Annotated in this window: 16 protein-coding genes; 6 read left to right on the top strand and 10 right to left on the bottom strand. The window is 70.9% G+C overall.

Features of this window, described 5'->3' with window-relative positions; all coding sequences use genetic code 11:
• The 3 genes from AC07C1_RS31625 to AC07C1_RS31615 all read right to left on the bottom strand — a co-directional run.
• On the bottom strand, positions 1–208 hold a 208-nt coding region (locus tag AC07C1_RS31625), incomplete at its 3' end, for a carboxyl transferase domain-containing protein (RefSeq protein WP_478944568.1).
• A gap of 154 nt (positions 209–362) precedes the next feature.
• Complete coding sequence (locus AC07C1_RS31620; RefSeq protein ID WP_478944574.1) at positions 363–2,660, bottom strand: polysaccharide lyase 8 family protein; 2,298 nt, start codon at positions 2,658–2,660, stop codon at positions 363–365.
• A gap of 35 nt (positions 2,661–2,695) precedes the next feature.
• Positions 2,696–3,211: a hypothetical protein gene (locus AC07C1_RS31615; protein WP_478944566.1), complete on the bottom strand. Its 516-nt coding sequence runs from the start codon at positions 3,209–3,211 to the stop codon at positions 2,696–2,698.
• Positions 3,212–3,425: 214 nt separating this feature from the next.
• On the opposite strand from AC07C1_RS31615, the gene AC07C1_RS31610 reads away from it, so the two are divergent.
• The gene (locus AC07C1_RS31610; RefSeq protein WP_478944564.1) at positions 3,426–4,034 is read left to right on the top strand and encodes a YceI family protein; all 609 of its coding nucleotides are present in this window, start codon (positions 3,426–3,428) and stop codon (positions 4,032–4,034) included.
• Between the two features lie 45 nt (positions 4,035–4,079).
• Here the strand turns inward: AC07C1_RS31610 and AC07C1_RS31605 are convergent, their stop codons facing one another.
• A complete protein-coding gene (locus AC07C1_RS31605) occupies positions 4,080–4,490 on the bottom strand; it encodes an ATP-binding protein (RefSeq protein WP_478944562.1) in 411 nt (136 codons plus the stop codon).
• A gap of 112 nt (positions 4,491–4,602) precedes the next feature.
• Between AC07C1_RS31605 and AC07C1_RS31600 the strand changes: the two genes are divergently transcribed.
• Both AC07C1_RS31600 and AC07C1_RS31595 read left to right on the top strand, forming a co-directional pair.
• Positions 4,603–5,409 (top strand): helix-turn-helix domain-containing protein, encoded by an 807-nt coding sequence (locus tag AC07C1_RS31600; RefSeq protein ID WP_478944560.1) that lies wholly within the window; start codon positions 4,603–4,605, stop codon positions 5,407–5,409.
• Complete coding sequence (locus AC07C1_RS31595; RefSeq protein ID WP_478944558.1) at positions 5,406–5,642, top strand: DUF397 domain-containing protein; 237 nt, start codon at positions 5,406–5,408, stop codon at positions 5,640–5,642. Before AC07C1_RS31600 ends, AC07C1_RS31595 begins: the two co-directional genes overlap by 4 nt.
• A 4-nt stretch (positions 5,643–5,646) precedes the next feature.
• Here AC07C1_RS31595 and AC07C1_RS31590 read toward each other — a convergent pair whose 3' ends face one another.
• Both AC07C1_RS31590 and AC07C1_RS31585 read right to left on the bottom strand, forming a co-directional pair.
• Positions 5,647–7,023, bottom strand: a complete 1,377-nt coding sequence (locus AC07C1_RS31590; RefSeq protein WP_478944556.1) for a hypothetical protein — start codon at positions 7,021–7,023, stop codon at positions 5,647–5,649.
• A gap of 56 nt (positions 7,024–7,079) precedes the next feature.
• On the bottom strand, positions 7,080–10,091 hold the full coding sequence (locus tag AC07C1_RS31585; RefSeq protein WP_478944554.1) for a glycoside hydrolase family 3 protein: 3,012 nt from the start codon (positions 10,089–10,091) through the stop codon (positions 7,080–7,082).
• 156 nt (positions 10,092–10,247) lie between these two features.
• Here AC07C1_RS31585 and AC07C1_RS31580 point away from each other — a divergent pair, with 156 nt between their 5' ends.
• The 3 genes from AC07C1_RS31580 (at position 10,248) to AC07C1_RS31570 (ending at position 13,332) form a co-directional block, all read left to right on the top strand.
• On the top strand, positions 10,248–12,116 hold the full coding sequence (locus AC07C1_RS31580; protein ID WP_478944552.1) for a ricin-type beta-trefoil lectin domain protein: 1,869 nt from the start codon (positions 10,248–10,250) through the stop codon (positions 12,114–12,116).
• 7 nt (positions 12,117–12,123) lie between these two features.
• Complete coding sequence (locus tag AC07C1_RS31575; protein ID WP_478944550.1) at positions 12,124–12,612, top strand: hypothetical protein; 489 nt, start codon at positions 12,124–12,126, stop codon at positions 12,610–12,612.
• Positions 12,613–12,717: 105 nt separating this feature from the next.
• Positions 12,718–13,332 carry a GPP34 family phosphoprotein gene (locus tag AC07C1_RS31570; RefSeq protein ID WP_478944548.1) on the top strand — a complete coding sequence of 205 codons (615 nt, stop codon included), beginning with the start codon at positions 12,718–12,720 and terminating at the stop codon, positions 13,330–13,332.
• Positions 13,333–13,370: 38 nt separating this feature from the next.
• Here the strand turns inward: AC07C1_RS31570 and AC07C1_RS31565 are convergent, their stop codons facing one another.
• The 4 genes from AC07C1_RS31565 to AC07C1_RS31550 all read right to left on the bottom strand — a co-directional run bounded on the left by AC07C1_RS31565 (position 13,371) and on the right by AC07C1_RS31550 (position 17,685).
• Complete coding sequence (locus tag AC07C1_RS31565; protein WP_478944547.1) at positions 13,371–13,796, bottom strand: VOC family protein; 426 nt, start codon at positions 13,794–13,796, stop codon at positions 13,371–13,373.
• Positions 13,797–13,809: 13 nt separating this feature from the next.
• Entirely contained in the window at positions 13,810–15,420 is a 1,611-nt protein-coding gene (gene cimA, locus AC07C1_RS31560) for a citramalate synthase (RefSeq protein ID WP_478944545.1), read from the bottom strand.
• Positions 15,421–15,705: 285 nt separating this feature from the next.
• Positions 15,706–17,016, bottom strand: coding sequence for an MFS transporter (locus AC07C1_RS31555; protein ID WP_478944543.1), 1,311 nt, complete (start codon positions 17,014–17,016; stop codon positions 15,706–15,708).
• Between the two features lie 48 nt (positions 17,017–17,064).
• The gene (locus tag AC07C1_RS31550) at positions 17,065–17,685 is read right to left on the bottom strand and encodes a TetR/AcrR family transcriptional regulator (protein WP_478944541.1); all 621 of its coding nucleotides are present in this window, start codon (positions 17,683–17,685) and stop codon (positions 17,065–17,067) included.

The raw sequence follows: 17,685 nt of genomic DNA, 5'->3' as shown, positions 1-17,685 counted from the left end.
GCTCGACCTCCTGGAAGGACCCCGGGTCCAGGAGCAGCTCGATCCGCTCCCGCGCCGTCAGCTTGCCCTTGGCGTGCTGCGCCTCGGTCGCCTTCTCGCTGGGGCCCGCCACGGCGTGTGCACGAATCTCGTGCAGCTCGGCGACCCGTCCGCGCGCGTCCGTCGGCTCGCTGGTCGGCTCACCCGTCGTCTCTTCCAAAACGGTCATGTAGCGACCTTACGAAGGACACCAAGGAAAGCGAGCCGTCGACTCCGTACAGTCTCCGGCCCGTTTTCCTGGTGCCAGTGAACAGAACCGCGGCCGTGTGCAGCCGTTCCGACTGCTCAGACGGCCCGAGTGTTGTAGGTGTGTCACAAAGCCGTCACCTGAGAGCCACCTCACATTCGTGGGTGGAACATGCCCTCCCCGGAGTGACACGGACCCTCAGACGGCGGTCCGCCGACAGGACCACCACGCTGTCGTCGGCCCGGTTCACCGCGCGCACGGGGTGGTCCCAGACGATCTCCAGCGGCTCACCCGTGCGGGGCGGCTCGCTCACGCGGAGGGTGGCCGTCCGGCCCCGGCGCACGACGAGCACGCTCGCTCCCGCCGACACGGTCAGGTCTCCCACCGTACCGATCCGCCAGAAGTTCGTGGCCGTCAGCCCCAGGCGGGGTACGGCGACGGCCTGGCAGGTGCCGTCGTTGGCCAGGACGGACAGCCAGTGACGGTCGGCGGCCCGGGCGGCGGTCTCCGCGCGGGAGGCCCCGGGCAGCAGGACGTAGACGTAGCCGACTCCGGCCGGATCGGTGCCGTGGTCGAGCCACAGGGTCTGCCAGCGCCGGGTGCGGCGCTCGTCGGCACCGCCGGTGTTGATGTCGGCCCAGGCACCGGTGCGGTCCTCGCGAAGGGTGCGCAGATCGCCCCCGCGCGGCAGCAGCCACCCGCCGTGCCCCTCCAGGTGGGCCCACCGCCGGGCGCGTACGAAGGACTGCGTGCCGCCCTCGCCCAGGTTGCGGTTGTCCACGACCGTCTCGACCGGGACACCGTCGGCGCAGCTGATCCCGGCGCCGAGACAGACCACGGCGTCGGGCAGGAAGAACCAGGACTTGCGGGCTTCCAGGGTGGAGCCGAGGCCCTTGAGGTGCTGGCCCACGGCCGCGTACGTGCCGTCCGTGGTGCCGCCGACCCAGCGGACGTCCGGCCTGGGTGCGCCCCACTCACCGCCGGCCCGGTCGGCCAGCCGTCTGGCCGACACCGTGGTGCCGGGCAGCCGGTACCAGTCGACGGTGGGCCAGTACCAGTCCGTGTACTGGTCGCTGCGGCCCTCCGGCCACCAGGAGAGCATTCCGGACCCGGTGTGCCAGCCGCGCGGGTTCTCGCCGTTGCCGCACTCGTAGTGGGCGATACGGTCGCTGGCCATGGAGAGGGCGGCGGTGAAGCGGCGCCCGCGGTGGACGGCACGGTCCATCGCCGGGAAGAGACGGTGGCCGGGGGATTCCGGGGCCGCGGGGACAGACGACTCGGCGACGGCGTGCAGCCGGGCGAGATCGGCCACCCCGAACTGGCGGGCGGTCAGGGACGGCACCACGGTGTCCCGTTCGATCCACCCCTTGATCCGGCCGTACCAACGCTCCCGCTCCGCCTGGCTCGCGCCACCCGCGAGAAGGGCGATGGCCGCGACGAGTGCCTGCCCGTGGTAGTGGTCGCCGCGCATCACCCCCAGGTCGTCGCCGCGCAGGTGACCCCGGCTGATGGCACGGCCGTTGACGCAGTCCATCACCAGCCCGTCGTGGATCAGGGGGGCGTAGGCGTGCTCGACGCCGTCCAGGATGTGCTGCCGGGCGGGATCGGTGACCTCCCACGGCGACCCGGCGAGCAGGGCGAACAGCCGTCCCAGGCCGTCGAGCAGGACCTGGCCGTACGTCCCCGAGTAGGCGACCCAGGTGTGCTGGACGAACGAACCGTCTGCGTACAGCCCGTCCCCCTCGGTGGCATACGGGAAGACCGGCGAGAGGGCGTTCCGGGCGAGCAGGAGGCGTCCGGCGTCCCGCCCCAGGAGCCCGCGCAGGGCGACGGACCGGCACAGGTCGACGCGGTTGGCGCCGGTGGAGGTGCCGGAGTAGTCGGTGAGCATCTCGTCCGGGATGAAGTGGTCGACGGCCGCGCAGGCGGCCGCGATCCGGGCGTCACCCAGCCGCTCGTACAGGGCGGCCGTGATGTCCATGAGCAGCCGGGGGCTGCCGATCTGCCACTCCCACCAGTTGCCGTAGCGGGTGGTGGCCGGGTGGTAGACGGTGGCGCTGAGATGGTCGAGGCCGCGAAGGACGTCCGCGAGGAGTGCGGGGTCGGCGGTGGAACCGGTGCCGGGCTGGGCGTAGGCCTGGGTCATGGTCCACAGGCGGCCGTAGCTGAAGGTGATTCCGGACGGCGGGTCGAAGGGGTGGCCGGGCCAGAGGGAGGTGGCCGCGGGAACCATGGTGCGGCTGACGTCGCGGGCGAGCGAGCCGAGTTGGGCGAGACGGGAGGCGTACGGCTCGGCGCCCGGGTCGAACCCCGCCCCCAGGGCGATGTCGAGCCAGCGGCGGCGCAGGAGGTCGTAGGGATCGTCGGCCGCGCGGGCGCGGGGCGCCAGGGTGGGGACGAGGGCGGCGGCCAGCAGTAGCGCGCGTCGGGTCATGCCCACGGGACCGGCCACCGCCCTCCCCCGCCGGCTCAGCAGCCGCCGCAGTTGTAGTAGAGGACGTCCCAGTGGCTGCCCTCGTCGGCGTAGATGTTGCCGGAGCCGGACTTGTACTGCGGGGCGCCGTCGCCGCGCAGGCCGATGTAGCCGAAGTTGTTCTTGATGTACGACGTCACGCAGGTGTTCTTGCCGTAGTCGAGCTTGTAGCCGTTCCAGTGGGAGTAGGTACCGGAGGCGTGGCCGGTCTCGGTGCCGCCGGTGATGTTGAGGGCGCAGCCGCTGGCCCGCTTGAGGGTCTGGGCGCCCTGGGCGGTGGCGAGGTTGAGCTGGTCGAAGGACGTACAGGTGGAGTTGTTCCGGTCCGAGCAGTTGCCGGAGGACGACCAGGTGATGCCGACGTCACGGAACATCTGGGTGGCGGTCGCGTGACTGATCTTGGTGACGGCGAAGGCGTCGGTGGCGGTGCCCACGACGGCGATGCCGGGGGCGACGACGAGGGCGAGTGCGGTCAGACAGGAGCGGAGCTTCATGACCTTGTTGGCCTTCATGGGGACCTTCCTGCGGTCGGCCGTGCTTCCTTCGGGTCGGCTGTGCAGGTGGTGCACGCAGATGGTGCCCGAGTTCTACGCGCGTCCGCCAGAGGCCGTGTGGGGTAACTGTGCGCTACTTCGACAACACACTGCGGATGCTGTTGAAAGTCGAACGAAATGGGATTACTGTCGGAGTCACCGAGTTCGTTTAACGTTCAACAAGGAGCACGACATGGGCATCTTCAGCCGCAAGGACAGCACCCCCGCGACCACTGCGGCGCCGACCGCCGCAGGCCCCGGCCTGGCCGCGCTGACCGGCGACTACACGATCGACCCGGCCCACACGACGATCGGTTTCGTGGCCCGGCACGCGATGGTCACCAACGTCAAGGGCGGCTTCCACGACTTCACCGGCACGCTGCACCTGGACGGCGACGAGCCCGCCAAGTCCACCGCCACGCTGGACATCAGGATGGAGAGCATCGACACGGGCAACGCCGACCGTGACGGGCACCTGAAGTCGTCCGACTTCTTCAGGACCGACGAGTTCCCGACCATGACCTTCCGGTCCACCAAGGCGGAGGCCCTGGGCGGCGACGACTACCGCGTCACCGGCGACCTCTCCCTCCTCGGCGTCACCAGGCCGATCACCATCGACCTGGAGTTCAACGGCGCCGCGAAGGACCCGTTCGGCAACGAGCGCGTCGGCTTCGAGGGCAAGGCCGAGATCCTGCGCTCCGAGTGGGGCCTGACCTGGAACGCCGCGCTGGAGACCGGCGGCGTGCTCGTCTCCGACAAGATCAAGCTGAACTTCGACATCTCCGCGATCAAGAACGCGTGAGCCTCCGGCGGACCGGCCGCGCGGACACGTCCGCCGGGTGGTTCCTCACCGAGGAGCGTCGAACTCGCACCACACGAACTTGCCCGGGTTCCGCTCCCCCACCCCCCACTTGTCCGCCAGCGCCGACACGAGCAGCAGGCCCCGGCCGCCCTCCGACTCCGGATCCGCCTCCCGGAGCCGGACGGTACCGGGGCCGCTGTCATGCACCTCCATCCGCAGCCGGTCCTCGCCGCGCGCGAGATCGAGCCGGACGGAGAAACCCCGGCCGGGCGGCACACCGTGCAGCAGCGCGTTGGTGGCCAGCTCGCTGACGCACAGCAACACGTCCTCCGCGCGCCGCCGCAGCCGCCAGTCCGTCAGCACCGCCCGTGTGAACTGCCGCGCCGACCCGACCGACCTGCGGTCCCGCCGGAAGAACGCCACCCGCGTTCCTAGGAGTTGGATTTCCTGGTTCATGCGACGAGGGTCACGGTGCGTGACTACGGTGGACCACTGGGTGAGGTCGTAGAGACGGGCTCTACGACTCCACTACGAGGACGTCCGTGGGGTACGGGGGAATGGCACACGCATGCCCAAGAAAGTCAGTACCTGGCAGGCGGTCGGCGCGCTGGTCGCGCACTACCGGAAGAAGGCGCACCTCTCGCAGGAGGCGTTAGCCGAGCACGTGCACCTCCACGTCGACACCGTGGCCTCCATCGAGCAGGGGCGGCTGGCCCTTCAGCCGTATCGCGCCGAGCAGTTCGATGAGGTGCTGGAGACGGGCGGGGCGTTGACGGTACTTCTGGAGAAGCTGCCCGTTCGGGATCGGATCGTTCAGTTCGCTCAGGGGTTGGTGGATCACGAGCAGGAGGCGGTCAGTTTCCTGACGTACGAGACCCTGGTCGTTCCGGGGCTCCTTCAGACGCCGGACTACTGCCGGGCGGTCTTCGACTACCGGTATCCGGCGCTGGGCAGCGAGACGGCCGATCAATGGGTCCAGGCTCGCATGGAGCGGCAGTTAATCTGGCAGCGAGAGCAACCGCCCGTGGGCCACTTCATCTTGGAGGAGGCCATTTTGCGGCGGCCGGTGGGCGGTCCGGAAGTCCTACGCCAGCAGATCCGTCAGATCCTGGAGTTCACCCGGCCGGTTCAGATGAGCGTCCAGATTGTGCCCATGGAGCAGACGCCTCATGCGGCACTGGGTGGACCGATGGTGCTGCTTGAGACTCCGGAGCACGAACGGTTGGTCTACCTGGAAGTCCAGCGCGCCAGTTTCCTCGTAGATGACCCGGAAGAGGTCAGCTACTACCACCACAAGTATGCGATGCTGCGGTCTCAGGCGCTCTCCTGCGAAGAGAGCGAATGCCTCCTGAAGGGACTGCTAGGAGAGTCATGAGCACCGCAGCACTGGCATGGTTCAAGTCCAGCTACAGCAGCAGTGAGGGCGGCAACTGCCTCGAACTCGCCTACACCTGGCACAAGTCCAGCTACAGCAGCAACGAAGGCGGCGACTGCGTCGAGGTCGCCGCCCACCCCGCCGCCGTCCACATCCGCGACTCCAAGGTTCCCGCTGGTCCGATCCTCACCCTCTCCCCCGCCACGTGGAGCGAGTTCCTGAACGGCGTCTAGGGGGTCAGAAGCCCCCGCCGAAGTCCCCTCCCCCGCCTCCGCCGCCGTCGAAGCCGCCTCCGCCACCGTCGCCGAAGCCGCCTCCGAAGTCCCCGGAGTCGAAGTCGGTGCCGGAGACGTCACCGCCCTCGTAGCCGCTTCCGTAATCACCGCCGCCGAAGTCCCCGTACCCGGTGCCGTAGTCCGCCCCGTACGCCGGTGTGGCCATCATGCTGCCGAGCAGGGTGCCGACGAGCAGGCCGGGGAGGATGCCGCCGCCGAAGTAGCCGCCCGCCCAGGGGCCGTAGGCCGGGCCGGCGTCCCAGTAGGGGCGGCGGCCGTAGTCCGTGTCGACTTCGCGGACCACCGGGTCGCGGCCGTCGGCCAGCCGGGTGGCGTCGGCCGCGCAGACCGGGACCTGGCGCTGGGCGCCACCGGGCGGGGTCCAGGTGGCGTCGGTGACGGAGGGACCGTGGCGGGGGTCGAAGAAGCACGGCGGCCGGCGTTCCGGGAGCGGGCGGCCCTCGCGACGGGCGGCCAGCCGGGCGAGGGAGAAGCGGCCGTCCTCCAGGGCCTCGGTGACCGTACGGACGTCCTCCGGCCTGCGCGCCTCGGCCATGCGCTGTTTCGCCGTCTCGTAGGTGTCCAGGGCACGTGTGTAGTCGGCGCGCATCGCGTCGTCGGCACCCGGCTCCGACGGCTGGAAGTCCAGCCGGTCCAGTTCCTCGCCGAAGGCGGTGATGTCCTCGTCCACCACCACCCGCAGGCGGTCCAGGGCGGCCCGCTGCTCCTCCTCGCCCCGGCGGCGGCCCCGGCGGACCAGCGCGTACGCACCCGCGCCGCCGGCCACCACCACCACGGCCGCCGTGATCAGCGCCGTGCTCGACGCGCCGCCGCCCGAGCCGGAGGAGGCGCCCCAGCTCTTCGGGGCGTGGCCGCCCATGTTGGCCAGGGCGCGGTCGGTGAAGTCGGTCAGCTGGGTCTTGGCGTCCTCGCCCCGCACGCTGCCCACCAGGTTCCGCCGGGCCGTCGGCGACATGACGGAGGAGTCGGCGCGGGCGTCGAAACGGTCACCGAGGCGGATGCCGTACAGGCCGGTGATGCCGGTCGCGGCACGCAGGTCGGAGAACAGGTTCGCCGTCGGGTAGCCGGCCGGGAGCACCGTGATGAACAGGGGTTTGTTCGCGGCTTTGATCCGTTTCGCCAGCGCGTCGGCGTCCGGCTTCGACAGCTGGGCGGAGGCCGCCGGGTCGACGTAGACCGGGCTCTCGCGCAGCGCCTGGGCGATCGTGGAGATGCCGGTCCGGGCGCTGGCGTGGGGTGCGAACGTGGTCGCCACCACCAGGGCGAGGGCGGCCAGCAGCAGCGCCGGGAGGCTTCGGGTCCGCAGGACGGCCTTCATACTTCGAAAGTACCCGAAGCCTCCCGTACTGGTCGTGCAAGGCGGTCGGCCGGAGGCTACGCCGCCCGGTACGCCTCCACCAGCTTCTCCACCGCCTTCCCGTACCGGCCGGTCAGCAGCAGGTGGTCGGCGTCGGCGAAGGGCTTCGCCACCGCCGCCGTGATCCGTTCGCCCACCTTCCGCTGCACCAGCAGGCGGGCCCTGGTCACCAGCTCGCGTCCGGTCCGGTCGGCACCGGTCCGCTCGGCCGTCACCGCCCGCGCGCCCAGTTCCCGCAGCGTGGCCGGACCGCCTCGCGGGACGGTGGTGCGGGTGGTCAGCCCCCAGCCGTAGGGGAACTGCGGGTCGTACGACGCGTCGCCGACGTTGATCGGGAGCTGCGACTCGGACCTGGGCCAGGTGACGGGGAGCTGTCCGGTGAAGGGGCGCTCGCCGTAGAGGACGTCGGCGACACCCTCGCCCTCGGTGCCCGGCAGCCAGGAGGCCACCAGGGCGTCGATCCGGTCCAGCCGGTCGCCGATGAGCTGCGGGCGGCCGGAGACGACGAGCACCGCGCACTTCATGGCCGCGCACACCCTGTCCACGGCTGCTCTGTCGGCCGCGGACAGCTGGAGGTCGTGGCCGTTGCCGACGTCTCCGACGCCCTCGGCGTACGGGGTCTCACCGACGACCACCACGCCGACGTCGTAGCCGCCGGTCGGAGCCGAGGCGTCCTTGGAGTAGGTGACGTGCCCGCCCGCCGCGCGCAGGCCCTGGAGGATGGTCGTGCCGGGGGTGATGTCCCCGGAGGACCCCTGCCAGGTGAGGGTCCAGCCGCCGGTCTGGTTGCCGATGTCGTCGGCGTTGGATCCGGCGACGTAGACCTTCTCGCTCTTCTTCAGGGGCAGCACCCCGCCCTTGTTCTTCAGCAGCACCTGCGATGCGGCGGCCGCGTCGCGGGCGACCTCCCGGTGGGCCCTGGAGCCGATCGCGGCGGCGCCGGTGGTGTCGGCGTAGGGGTGCTCGAAGAGGCCCAGCCGGAACTTCTGGGTGAGGATGCGGGAGACGGCGTCGTCGACCCGGTCCTCGCTGATCCGGCCGGCCCTCACCTCGTCGACGAGCGTGCTGGTGAAGTCCTTGTAGGTGTACGGCACCATCATCATGTCCAGGCCCGCGTCGACGGACGTGCGGACGTGGGAGGCGTAGTCGCCGGGGAGCTGGTCGATGGCGTTCCAGTCGCTGATGACGAAGCCGTCGAAGCCCAGACGGTCCTTGAGCACGCCGTTGATCATGTCGCCGCGGGCGTGCATCTTCACCGCGCCCTTGCCGTCGCCGACGATGTCGAGGGAGGAGTACGACGGCATGACCGTGCCGATCCCCCGGTCGACGGCCGTGCGGTACGGGGCCAGGTGGATGTCCTCCAGCTGCTTGCGGGTGACCTTGGTGACGCCCTGGTCGATCGTGTAGGTGCCGGTGGTCGAGGAGCCGTACCCGGTTCCGCCGTCGCCCACGAAGTGCTTGGCCGTGGCGAGCACCTTGTCGTCGCGGCTCAGGTCCCGTCCGTCCGCGCGCCCCTGGAGGCCCTGGATGACGGTCTCCATGGACTCCACGAGGGCGGGGTCCTCACCGAAGGACTCGTAGGAGCGGCCCCAGCGTTCGTCGCGGCTCACGCACAGGCAGGGGGCGAAGTCCCATGGGATGCCGGTGGCGCGGACCTCGGCCGCCGTCACCGAGCCGGTCCGGTAGGCGAGTCGCGGGTCCCTGGTCGCGCCGAGGCCGATGTTGTGCGGCATGATCGTGGCGCCGGACAGGTTGTTGTGGCCGTGGACCGCGTCGACGCCGTAGATCAGCGGGATCTGGAAGCGCGTCGCCTGGGCGCGGACCTGGAAGGCGTCGATCATCTTCGCCCAGGACTCGGGCGTGTTGGGCGTGGGCGTGGAGCCGCCGCCCGACAGGAGCGAGCCGAGGGCGTAGGTGGCGATGTCCCCCGGGGCCGTGAGCGCGCCGCGCTCGGCCTGGGTCATCTGGCCGGCCTTCTCCGCCAGGGACATGCGGCCGAGCAGGTCCGCGACCCGCTTGCGCACCGGCAACCCGGCGTCGAGGTACGGCAGTCCGTGTGCGTCGATCACGATCTGCGGGGTCTCGGCGGGGGCCTTCGCGCCGGTGACCGTGAGCTGGAGGGGGATGGTCTCGGCGGGTTCGGCCGTCCGGTCCCTGCGGGTGGGCACCTCGATGGTCCGCGTGGTGCCGGACGCGGTGCCCGCCGGGAAGGTGAGGGTGCCGGAGACGGGGGCGTAGTCCTTGCCGGGCTCGGCGCTGCCGCCGCTCGTCTCGTAGCGGACGGTCACCGGCTCGTCGACCGGTGCGGAGCCGGTGGTGGCCAGGGTGACCCGCACCTTGGCGGTGCCGCCCTCCTGGACCGGGTGGACGGCCGCGTCGGTGGTGACGGAGGCGTGCAGCGACTGGTCGGCCCGGCCGTACAACTCCACGTCGTCCAGGGCGAAGTCGCCCTTGGCGCCGGCCGGGAGCGTGACGGCGTAGCCCCACATCTGCTGGAGGCCGAGGACGTGGTCGATGCCGCCGACGGGCTGGTAGTCGGTGCGGTAGGTGAAGTCGGTGAAGGGGATCTCGATCTGCTTCCAGCCGGTGAAGTCGTCGGTGAAGGAGGTCGTCCAGAGTTCCGAGGCCTCGCCGTGGGCGCCGCCGTCCTTGATCTCGAAGGCGATCTTCCTGCCGTTGTTCCGGCCGTCCCACCAGAAGCGGACGCCCCGGTGGGCCGACCAGTCGTGGGCGGGTTCGGTGGCGGCGAAGTCGTGGGTGAAACCGCCGTAGCCGCTGATGTCGTAGGTGCCGGTGAGGACTTTGCCGCCCTCGGGGGCGTCGGGGCGTTGCGCGAGCTGGAGGGCGGGCGGGTCGTCGGCGTCGCCTCCCCAGGTGAAGACGCCCTCGGCGGGCTGGGAGGCGAAGGGGACCTCGCCCTCGAAACGGTCGATCGGGACAGGTGCCGGGTCGTCCGCGGCTCGTGCGGTCGCCCAGGGCAGCAGACCGGCGAGCAGTGCGGCGGAGGCGAGCAGGGCGGTTCTTCGCATGGACCTTCCCTCGGCTCTCATGGTTCACTCAGGGCTTAGCTCACGTCATGAGTTAACTGGGGGCTCGCAGACCCGTCAAGACGGCATGTCAGGCGGTCGGAGCACAACCTCCCCCCACACCAGGCACGTTGGCTCTCCCCAGAAGGGCGACGCACCATGAGAAGTTCCTCGCGCACGGCCCGGCTGCTCCTCACCGGCCTGCTGGCCACCGCCGGGCTCACGACCCTCGGCGTCCCCTCCGCGCACGCGGCCGGTGAGCAGGTCACGGCCTGGCTCACCACCACGGACGACTCCGCCGGACGGCATGTCGTCCGCGGACTCCAGGCGCAGACACCGTTCGCCTTCCAGTCCGGGGCGGGCGGCGGTGGCGAGAACATCACCGTGGACGAGAACACCCGCTACCAGACCTTCACCGGCGGCGGCGCGTCGTTCACGGACACCGCGGCCTGGCTGATGAACACCAGCGGGGCACTGTCCCAGGCGACGCGGGACGCGACCATGCGCAAACTGTTCTCGCCGGCGGACGGCATCGGCCTGTCGTTCCTGCGCAATCCGATGGGCGCCTCGGACCTGGCACGGTACGGCTACACGTACGACGACGTACCGGCCGGCCGGACCGACCCGGGTCTCGGCGGCTTCTCCATCGCGCACGACCTCGCGGACGTCGTCCCGTTGACCCGGCAGGCGCTCCAGCTCAACCCCTCCCTCACGGTGCTGGCCTCGCCGTGGACGGCACCGGCCTGGATGAAGGACAGCGGCTCCCTCAACGGCGGGTGGCTGAAGGGGGAGGACTACGGGGCGTACGCCTCGTACTTCGTGAAGTACCTCCAGGCGTACAAGGACCAGGGCATCAACGTCTCGTACGTCACCGCGCAGAACGAGCCGACCTGCTGTTCCGGCTATCCGTCCATGAGCTGGAACGCGAGCGGGCTGGCGTACTTCACCAAGAGTGAGCTGCTGCCCAAGCTCCAGGCGGCGGGTCTGACGACGAAGGTGCTGGCGCACGACTGGAACTGGGACGTCTACGACTCCTACGCCGCCCAGACGGTGGACGACGCGGCGGTCCGCAACCATCCGAACTTCGGCGGCATCGCCTGGCACGGCTACGGCGGTGACGTCACCAAGCAGACGACCGTGCACAACCAGTACCCGGCGCTGGACGCCTTCGGTACCGAGCACTCCGGCGGCACCTGGATCGCCGACCAGCAGCGCGAGGACATGTCGAACATCATCGACTACACGCGCAACTGGGCGAAGTCGGTGACCAAGTGGTCGCTGGCGGTGGACCAGAACATGGGTCCGCACAACGGCGGCTGCGGCACCTGCACCGGGCTGATCACCGTGCACAACGGGGACGGCGCGAGCGGGACGGTCGACTACACGATCGAGTACTACACCATGGGCCACCTGACGAAGTTCGTCCGGCCCGGCGCCCAGCGGATCGCCTCGACGGCGTCCGCCGCGGTGCCGAACGTGGCCTGGCGCAACCCCGACGGCAGCAAGGCGCTGATCGCCTACAACGACTCGTCGTCGGCGAAGACGGTCACCATCGACTGGGGCTCGCAGCACGCCACCTACTCGCTGCCCGGCAAGACCTCGGCCACCTTCACCTGGTCCGGCAGCCAGTCCGGCGGCGGCAGCCGGACCGGCTCCCTCACCGGCCTGGCCGGCAAGTGCCTGGACGTCGCGGGCGGTTCGAGCGCCAACGGCACGGCGGTGCAGCTCTACGACTGCAACGGCAGCACGGCCCAGCAGTGGACCGTCCAGGCCGACGGGTCGGTCCGGGCGCTCGGCAAGTGCCTGGACGTGGTCTCGGGCGCGACGGCGGACGGGGCCAAGGCGCAGTTGTACGACTGCAACTCAACCGGTGCCCAGCAGTGGTCGTACAACGCCACCACCGGTGATGTCGTGAACACGGCGGCCGACAAGTGCCTCGACGTCACCGACAACTCCTCGGCGAACGGGGCACGGGCACAGATCTGGTCGTGCACCGGCGCCGCCAACCAGAAGTGGCGACTGCAGTAGGGCGGACATGAGACGTACGGGGGCCGTGGCGGCGGGAGTCGTCGGCGGGATGCTGCTGCTCGGCGGCTGCGCCGCCGTGGATCTGCCGCTCGCGGGGGTGCGGGTCGGCACGGACGGGACGCCGTACGCGGTGTTCCGGCCGTGCGGTGACGACGGTTACCAGGGCCCGCACCTGGACGGGCGCGAGCGCGGTGCCGGGAACGGCCCCGTGACCACCGGGTGGGACGCGCGGACGGAGGGGCTGCACGGAGATGCCGACTTCCCCCTCTTCCGCCCGCCCGAGAGCTGGCGGGCCCGGCACCGCGGGAAGCAGCAGCTGCTGCCCCGGCACGACTACGTCCTCGGGTTCGCGCACTACGTCAGCGGCGACTCCTACAACGGGGTCGTGGAGTTCACCACCGAGCAGATCCGGCGGCTGAAGCCCGGCCAGGTCCGGGCGGACGGCCGTACGATGAGCCGCGACGCGTTCGAGAGGCTCGCCGGGGACTCCTGCTGAGCGGCGGCCGCCCGGCGGCTGGGGGACGATGAGGGAAGCGGCGGGGCCCGCCGGACCGGCCCCTCGTCCTGGCACGTCCGCGAGCCCACCGCCCTGGAGGCCCGTATGACCACACCGCAGGATCTGTTCCTCGTCAGCCTGGACGTCCCCGGTGACCGTCCCATCGAGCAGGGCGACCTGGCGCTGGCGCTCGCGGGGGCCGAGCTGATCGACCTCCTCACCGCGCGCGCCCTCACCCTGGAGGGCGAGCGCATCGTGCCGGGGCCGACGCTGACCACGGGTGACCGGCTGCTGGACGAGGCGGGGGCCTCGCTCGTCCGGCACGAGCCGTACGAGAGGGTCGAGGACTGGCTGTGGCGGCGCGGGCAGGGGCTGGCCACGGCCTACCGGGACGTCCTGGAGTCCGAGGGGCAGCTCACCGGGAAGCACCGGCGCTGGCCGGCGCTGCGCGACAGGGACGCCCCCCGGGCCGACACCCCCGCCCGGCGGCACGCGGCCGACCGCTGGTGGTCCCACGAGCCCGTCCTGGCCGGCCTCGCCTCCACCCTCGGCATCCAGGACGACCGGCCCGCCGAGGAACCCGGCGACGAGGCGGTCGGCGACGAGGCGGTCGACACCGTGCTCCTGGCGGTCGGCGACGCGGTGACCGAGCTGGAGGCCGTGCGCGAGCGGCGGCGCATCGAGAACCTGGCGTTCGACAACATCTGGCGGGCGCCCTGACACCGGTTCGGCACCATCGGGCGGGCGTCGTGGGCGGGCTAGCGGATCGGTTCGCCGATGCCCAGCAGATTGCCCTCGCTGTCGCGGAACCACGCGCCGCGTTCGCCGCGCGCGCCCTTGCTCGGGTAGTTGCCCTCGACCTCGGCGATGCCGTCCCGGGTGCGGAACCCGGGCGCGTCGACCTCCTCGAAGACCACGCCCCGGCGCCGCAGCTCCGCCACGGCCGCCTCGATGTCGTCCACCTCGAAGGCCATCTGGGTGAAGGTACCGGGCGAGGTCCCCGTCGACCGGAAGACCACGAAGTCCACACCCGAGCACCGGTACAGCAGCCCGCCGGGGCGTTCGTCCACGGGTTCCAGGCCGAGCTTCTCGGCGTAGAAGCGCCGGGCCCGGTGCAGGTCCCCGGCGGGCAGCCGGGTCGCGACGCGGGCCCGGCTCAGAAGATCACTGTCGTCTGGGGTCACACACCCACTGTGCCTACTCCGCCGGCGCCACGCCCGCCCGCAGCAGGCCGTACGTGTACGCGTCCTCCAGGGCCTGCCAGGACGCGGCGATGACGTTCTCCGCCACGCCGACCGTGGACCACTCGCCGGAGCCGTCGGAGGTGGAGATCAGCACGCGGGTGGTGGAGGAGGTGCCGTGCACGCCCTCCAGGATGCGGACCTTGTAGTCGACCAGCTCCAGCTTGGCGAGCTGCGGGTAGATCTTCTCCAGCGCCACGCGCAGGGCCCGGTCCAGGGCGTTGACGGGGCCGTTGCCCTCCGCGGTGGCGACGATCCGCTCGCTCTTGGCCCACAGCTTGACGGTGGCCTCGTTGGCGTGGGTGCCGTCGGGGCGGTCCTCGACGATGGCCCGCCAGGACTCGACGTCGAAGTACTTCAGCGGCCTGCCCTCGGCCTCGGCGCGCAGCAGCAGTTCGAAGGAGGCGTCGGCGGCCTCGTAGGTGTAGCCCTTGAGTTCGCGCTCCTTCACGCGCTCGACGACCCGGCCGACCAGCTCGCGGTCGCCGCCCAGGTCGATGCCGAGTTCCTTGCCCTTCAGCTCGACCGAGGCACGGCCGGCCATGTCGGAGACCAGCATGCGCATGGTGTTGCCGACCAGTTCGGGGTCGATGTGCTGGTACAGGTCCGGGTCGACCTTGATCGCGGAGGCGTGCAGGCCGGCCTTGTGCGCGAAGGCGGAGACGCCGACGTAGGGCTGGTGGGTGGAGGGGCTGAGGTTGACGACCTCGGCGATGGCGTGGGAGATGCGGGTCATCTCGCGCAGCCGGCCCTCGGGCAGCACCTTCTTGCCGTACTTCAGCTCCAGGGCCGCGACGACCGGGAAGAGGTTGGCGTTGCCGACCCGCTCGCCGTAGCCGTTGGCGGTGCACTGCACGTGGGTCGCGCCCCCGTCGACGGCGGCCAGGGTGTTGGCGACCGCGCAGCCGGTGTCGTCCTGGGCGTGGATGCCGAGCCGGGCGCCGGTGTCGGCGAGGACCGTGGAGACGACCGCGTGGACCTGGGCGGGCAGCATGCCGCCGTTGGTGTCGCAGAGGATGACGACATCGGCGCCGGCCCCCGAGGCCGTGCGGACGACCGCCTTGGCGTACTCGGGGTTGGCGCGGTAGCCGTCGAAGAAGTGCTCGCAGTCGACGAACACGCGGCGGCCCTGGTCCTTCAGGTACGACACGGTGTCGCGGACCATCTCGAGGTTCTCCTCGAGGGTGGTGCGCAGCGCCAGTTCCACATGCCGGTCGTGCGACTTGGCGACCAGGGTGATCACCGGGGCACCGGACTCCAGGAGCGCCCTGACCTGGGGGTCGTCGGCGGCCTTGGCGCCGGCGCGGCGGGTGGCGCCGAAGGCGACCAGCTGGGCGTGCTTGAAGTCGATCTCCGCCTGCGCGCGGGCGAAGAACTCGGTGTCGCGGGGGTTCGCGCCGGGCCAGCCGCCCTCGATGAAGCCCACGCCGAAGTCGTCCAGGTGCCGTGCGATGGCGAGCTTGTCCGCGACGGTGAGGTTGATGCCCTCGCGCTGCGCGCCGTCGCGCAGCGTGGTGTCGAAGACGTGGAACGAGTCGTCGAGCTCGTTGGTTGCCGTCTCGGTCATGGTCTCAAGACTCCTGTTGTGGATCTTCGGTCTTACCGGAATGACCGGCTCCACCGTCCCCCCAATACTCCCTCGCGCTCCGCTGCCGGCTGCAGGTGGGCCGGAAAACGAAAAAACCCCTCGCGGGTGCGAGAGGTCTGCGCGCGGGTCGAGGACGACGGTGGCCACCCGCATCTGTTCGTACGAGGTGGTCACTGCGGACCGGCGCGCCTGCTGCCAATAATCATGGCGAACGAGAGCACGGGGGAAGTCTGGCACAGCCCCGCCCCCGGCTCACCGCCCGTCTCAGGATGCGGTCGCCACGCTGGACTCCCCGGAGGCCTCCGCCGCCCGCACCCTGGCCAGATCCAGGTCCTTCGTCTCCCGCATGGTGACGTAGACCACAAGGGATACCGCGGCACAGCCCGCCACGTACCAGTAGAAGCCGGACTCGGCGCCGGCGTTCTTGAACCAGAGGGCGACGTATTCGGCGGTGCCGCCGAAGAGGGCGTTGGCGATGGCGTACGGCAGGGCGACACCGAGCGCGCGCACACCGGTCGGGAAGAGTTCGGCCTTCACGCAGGCGTTGATGGACGTGTAGCCGGTGACCACGATCAGCGCGAGGAGAGCGAGGCCGAGGGCGGACCAGTAGCCGTTCGCGTGCCTCAGCAGCGTCATGATCGGCACCGTGAGGAAGGTGGAGCCGACCGCGAAGGTGATCAGCAGCGGGCGGCGGCCGATGCGGTCCGAGAGGCGGCCCGCGAGCGGCTGGAGGCAGGCGAAGACGATCAGCGCCGTGAACGAGACCAGGGTCGCGGTCTTCTTGGGCAGGCCCGCCGAGTTGGAGAGGTACTTCGTCAGGTAGGTCGTGTACGTGTAGTAGGCGACCGTGCCGCCCATGGTGAGGGCGATGACCAGGAACGCCTCCCGCTTGTGCTGCCACAGGGCGCGCAGGGTGCCGCGCTCCCCGGCGTGCGAGGTGTCCTCCTCGTAGACCTCGGTCTCCAGCATGTTCCGGCGCAGATAGAAGATCACGGCCGCCCCGAGCGCGCCGACGACGAAGGGGATGCGCCAGCCGTAGCTGTGCAGGGCGTCGTCGGACATGGTGCGCTGGAGGATGATCTGCAGGCCCAGGCCGACGATCTGGCCGGCGGTCATGGAGACGTACTGGAAGCTGGAGGCGAAGCCGCGGTTGCGGGGGTCGGAGGCCTCGGTGAGGTAGGTGGCGCTGGCCGCGTACTCGCCACCCACCGACAGGCCCTGCAGCAGGCGTGCGACGAGCAGCACGAGCGCGCCGCCGTAGCCGGCCACCGCGTAGGTCGGGGCGACGGCGATGAGCACGGCCGAGGCCGACATGAGCGTGACGGTCAGGGTCAGCGCCGCCTTGCGGCCCTTGCGGTCGCCGACCCTGCCCAGCAGCCAGCCGCCCACGGGGCGCATGAAGAACCCGACGGCGAAGATCCCCGCGGTGTTCATGAGCTGGGCGCTGGGGTTGCCGCTCGGGAAGAAGGCGCCGGCGAAGTAGGTGGCGAAGCTCGCGTACACGAACCAGTCGAACCACTCGACCATGTTGCCCGCCGAGCCGACCCAGATCTTCTTCCAGTGTTGTCGTCCCATGCGCCGTTACCTGCCCGGCGCCGGAGTGAACGATTCCTCTGGGCGCCCCTAGGGAGCTGCCGTGCGGTCGGGCAGGAGTGCGTCGGCGATGAACTCCCGTACGTGTGCGAGCACTTGGTCGCGGTCGGTGCCGCGCAAACCGATCGCCACGTGGATGGAGAAGCCGTCGAGCAGCGCACGCAGCCGTGCCGCGAAGCGGTCGGCGTCGACCCGGCGGAACTCGCCGCGCGAGACGCCCTCGGCGATCAGCGCGACCAGGTCGCGGTGCCAGGCGCCCTCGATGGCGGCCTGCCGGGCGCGGGCGTCGTCGTCGGCGTTCTGCGAGCGGTTCCAGACCTCCAGCCAGAGCGTCCAGTGCGGGTCGCGGTGACCGTCGGGGACGTACAGGTCGACGTAGACGGCCAGCCGGTCGCGGGCCGGTTCGGCCCGGGTGAGCAGCCGGCCGCGCTCGGCGCCGAGCCGGCCCTCGCTCCACTCCAGGGTCTGCAGCAGCAGCTCGTCCTTGGAGTGGAAGTAGTAGAGCAGATGGCCGCTGCTCATCCCGACCTCGCGGCCGAGCGCCGCCATGGTGAGCTTCTCCAGACCGCGCTCGGCGATCATGTCCATGGCGGCGGCGAGGACCTCCTCGCGCGGCGGCGCGTTCTTCCGCGTCCGTGCCGCACCGGCCAT

Source organism: Streptomyces sp. NPDC045022 (assembly GCF_056432605.1).
This window is presented reverse-complemented; position numbering and strand designations above follow the sequence as displayed.

Coding starts and splice junctions, on each gene's coding strand:
- AC07C1_RS31600 (WP_478944560.1), top strand. CDS start 4,603: ATGCCCAAGAAAGTCAGTACCTGGCAGGCGGTCGGCGCGCTGGTCGCG.
- AC07C1_RS31605 (WP_478944562.1), bottom strand. CDS start 4,490: ATGAACCAGGAAATCCAACTCCTAGGAACGCGGGTGGCGTTCTTCCGG.
- cimA (WP_478944545.1), bottom strand. CDS start 15,420: ATGACCGAGACGGCAACCAACGAGCTCGACGACTCGTTCCACGTCTTC.
- AC07C1_RS31585 (WP_478944554.1), bottom strand. CDS start 10,091: ATGCGAAGAACCGCCCTGCTCGCCTCCGCCGCACTGCTCGCCGGTCTG.
- AC07C1_RS31555 (WP_478944543.1), bottom strand. CDS start 17,016: ATGGGACGACAACACTGGAAGAAGATCTGGGTCGGCTCGGCGGGCAAC.
- AC07C1_RS31595 (WP_478944558.1), top strand. CDS start 5,406: ATGAGCACCGCAGCACTGGCATGGTTCAAGTCCAGCTACAGCAGCAGT.
- AC07C1_RS31575 (WP_478944550.1), top strand. CDS start 12,124: ATGAGACGTACGGGGGCCGTGGCGGCGGGAGTCGTCGGCGGGATGCTG.
- AC07C1_RS31610 (WP_478944564.1), top strand. CDS start 3,426: ATGGGCATCTTCAGCCGCAAGGACAGCACCCCCGCGACCACTGCGGCG.
- AC07C1_RS31620 (WP_478944574.1), bottom strand. CDS start 2,660: ATGACCCGACGCGCGCTACTGCTGGCCGCCGCCCTCGTCCCCACCCTG.
- AC07C1_RS31550 (WP_478944541.1), bottom strand. CDS start 17,685: ATGGCCGGTGCGGCACGGACGCGGAAGAACGCGCCGCCGCGCGAGGAG.
- AC07C1_RS31590 (WP_478944556.1), bottom strand. CDS start 7,023: ATGAAGGCCGTCCTGCGGACCCGAAGCCTCCCGGCGCTGCTGCTGGCC.
- AC07C1_RS31570 (WP_478944548.1), top strand. CDS start 12,718: ATGACCACACCGCAGGATCTGTTCCTCGTCAGCCTGGACGTCCCCGGT.
- AC07C1_RS31580 (WP_478944552.1), top strand. CDS start 10,248: ATGAGAAGTTCCTCGCGCACGGCCCGGCTGCTCCTCACCGGCCTGCTG.
- AC07C1_RS31615 (WP_478944566.1), bottom strand. CDS start 3,211: ATGAAGGCCAACAAGGTCATGAAGCTCCGCTCCTGTCTGACCGCACTC.